The organism is Mesotoga infera, from assembly GCA_011045915.1.
Classification (GTDB): domain Bacteria; phylum Thermotogota; class Thermotogae; order Petrotogales; family Kosmotogaceae; genus Mesotoga; species Mesotoga infera_D.
In genome coordinates this window covers 1-2,902 of sequence record DSBT01000073.1, presented here as the reverse complement: position 1 = coordinate 2,902, position 2,902 = coordinate 1, and the positions used below count along the sequence as shown (strand labels likewise).

General features: G+C 44.3%; 3 protein-coding genes. 1 reads left to right on the top strand and 2 read right to left on the bottom strand.

Going from position 1 to position 2,902, the window contains the following annotated elements:
- A partial coding sequence (locus tag ENN47_02535; GenBank protein ID HDP77064.1) for a hypothetical protein occupies window positions 1-395 on the bottom strand: 395 nt, incomplete at its 3' end.
- 110 nt (window positions 396-505) lie between these two features.
- A complete protein-coding gene (locus ENN47_02530; GenBank protein ID HDP77063.1) occupies window positions 506-1,285 on the bottom strand; it encodes a serine protease in 780 nt (259 codons plus the stop codon).
- Between the two features lie 169 nt (window positions 1,286-1,454).
- On the opposite strand from ENN47_02530, the gene miaB reads away from it, so the two are divergent.
- Window positions 1,455-2,765, top strand: a complete 1,311-nt coding sequence (gene miaB / locus ENN47_02525) for a tRNA (N6-isopentenyl adenosine(37)-C2)-methylthiotransferase MiaB (GenBank protein HDP77062.1) — start codon at window positions 1,455-1,457, stop codon at window positions 2,763-2,765.
- The last annotated feature ends 137 nt before the right edge of the window (window positions 2,766-2,902 follow it).

The window sequence follows — 2,902 nt, the reverse complement described above, 5'->3', positions numbered from 1 at the left end:
GTGACGTTCGCTCCTTGGAGGGCTCCGGATGAATCACTAACTGAAAACGTTACAGAAAATGATTCTTCTCCAACAACTTGAACACTGACTTTCTTCAAAGCGCTCTTGTACTTTTCTTTGGTTGCCTCGATTGTAATCTCTGCCTCTCCTTCAGTGACCCCTGTTACCATACCAGAAGTTGAGACTGTCGCTACCGATTCGTTGTTGGAAGAAAATTTCAAGGTAGCATCCTCGGGTTTAACTTTTACTTGTATCTGCTCCGACTCACCGATTTCAATTGACAGCTCTGAATTCTCTATTGACAGAGTTACGTTTCGAAAAAGAAAGCAACCTTGGGTCGAGAAAACCACAAGAACAAGCAAAATAGCCAGCAATACTGATGAAGTCTTTTTCACAGAAATCTACTCCTTGAAGGAAATATGTAATTTTAAAATACCTGCTATTAAGATATTTTACCATGTTGTCATCTTATTCAACAAAAGAGATGGCTCCGACTGGCAACGCTTTACTTGGGGTTATTGATTTGGTGCAGGACCTCCCTGATCTTTTCTACGTGAACTCCCCAACCGGCGTTGAGAAACTGGTTTTCTTCAATTTCCTTTCCGCCTCTTTTCAGTTTCGGGCTGAAGCCCAGCGGCAGGTGTACGGTCCGGCTTTGAATTCCCCAAACTCTTCCTTTCGTATCGAGTATAGGTCCTCCACTCTGTCCCAACAGACCTGGTGATGAAGTCTCGATAAACTTTGTGGTCTTCTTTGCCCCCTTGAAAGCCGAAGCAGAAACAGTTCTCGTATAGATCCCTTCTATAGGATAGAGGTGCGGAAGACTATTTCCATCCATAATGAACCTAGAGTTCTTCTCGTCAAAAGAAGCGCGTATTCTGGAGAAAGGATAACCAACCCTGCAAAGACTGGTCCCTATCTTCAGTTCATCTACTGTCACAAAAACGGGATATTCGAAAACCTCTTCTAGATCAAATGGGTCAAGCCTTCCAACGATCAGATCAAATTCAGGAAAGGGTTTGATATCCTTTAGAACCTTTCCATCTCCACCCCACCAGAACGAATGATTCTCTATCTTCTTTTCTGGCTCAATATCCTGCTCTGCCTGCTGTTGTCTATACATGAAGTACGATTGCCAAAGGTGTGCGACGGTGATTATCCAGCCTTCTCTGTTGAGTATCATAAATGTTCCACAAGTTGCGTTTACCTTCCCAACACCACTTCTCGTCAAGACCACAACCGGTCTTGTGAACTGACTTGCAATTCTAAACGCTTCCGAAAACACGATGCACCTCCGTTTTATTGCTCAGGTCCTTCCTTGCTATCATTAGCCTGAAATTGTAATAAGGTCAGGAAAATTCATCCCAATAGAATGGTAACATAACGTGGTATATCGCTCCTGGCTAATGCGGTACAATTTAGCTGAGCAATGATATCGGAATAGGAGTGATGTCTTGAAAGTAGCCTTTCGAACATTCGGTTGTCAGATGAATATTAACGATACAGAAGCTATGATGGGCGTCCTGTCAAAAGCCGGTTACGAAATTGCTGTCGATGAGGAAGACGCAGACGCCGTCATAGTAAATACTTGTGCGGTTAGGGCTAAGTCCGAAGACAAGTTATACGGAAAACTTGGTCAGTTAAAGGCGATGAAAAAGAGAAAGGGAAGGCTTATTGTAGGTGTCTGTGGATGCGTGGCAGAAAAGAATGCGGTTGAGTTGCTGACGCACAAAGAGGTCGACTTCGTGTTTGGGACACGCTCGATTACGAAAGTAGATGAATTGCTCGGAAGAGCGGAGTCGGGTGAGAGATTCACTGAGATGGGCGACTTCATCGATGAACTCGATTCGGATACTCCAAGAATTAGGACTAGCTCGCATCACGCATGGATAACCATAATATTTGGATGCAACAAATTCTGCTCATACTGTATCGTTCCCTATACAAGGGGCAGAGAAAAGAGCAGGAACATGAACGACATCCTTTCGGAGGCAAGGGGACTTGTCGAAAAAGGTTATAGAGAAATAACTTACCTTGGACAAAATGTCGATTCATACGGAAAGGACTTGAAGGATGGGTCTACACTTGCAGAGCTTATAAGAGAGACGACGAAGATAGACGGAATTGAGAGAATCTGGTTTCTCACTTCATACCCAAGAGACTTCAGCAACGAGTTGATTGACGTAATTGCGTCATCCGATAAGATATCGCGCTCAATTCACCTTCCTGTTCAATCGGGAAGCAATAGAATTCTCAAAACAATGAACAGGGGCTACACCAGTGAATACTACCTTGATCTGATTGACCGCGTGAAGAGCGGAATACCCAATGCGACTCTCAGTACAGATCTCATCATTGGATTTCCTGGGGAGACTGAAGAAGAATATGAAGAAACGGTCTCTTTGGTGAAAAGGGTTAGATTCGAGCGCATCAACCTGGCAATGTATTCACCTAGAGAAGGCACCCTTTCCGCAGAGAAAATGAAAGATGATGTGCCTCAGGAAGTCAAGACGAGAAGGCTTAACGACCTACTTGCAATTCAGAAGCACATCAACAGGGAAGAGAACGAGAAGTATCTTGACAGAATCATAGATGTAATCGGCGAAGGCAAGATCAAAGGAGATGGCAAGATCTACGGAAGAACAATGAACAACAAAATCGTCATCTACGAAGCGCAGCCTGAACTGATAGGCAAATCTGTTAAGATCAGAATTGAAAGGGTATCCGCAGGACCTTTGTATGGAGAGATCGTGAGAGTGGGGTGAGGTTAGAGGTTAGAGAGTCAAGATCTTATCGCTCTTCCGACCTCTCACCTCTGTCCTCTGACCTCAGTTTTACAAAGAACCTGGACGCGCAGCGTCGGAACGAAGAACCGTTCTTCGAAGGACGGGTTCATGGTCTT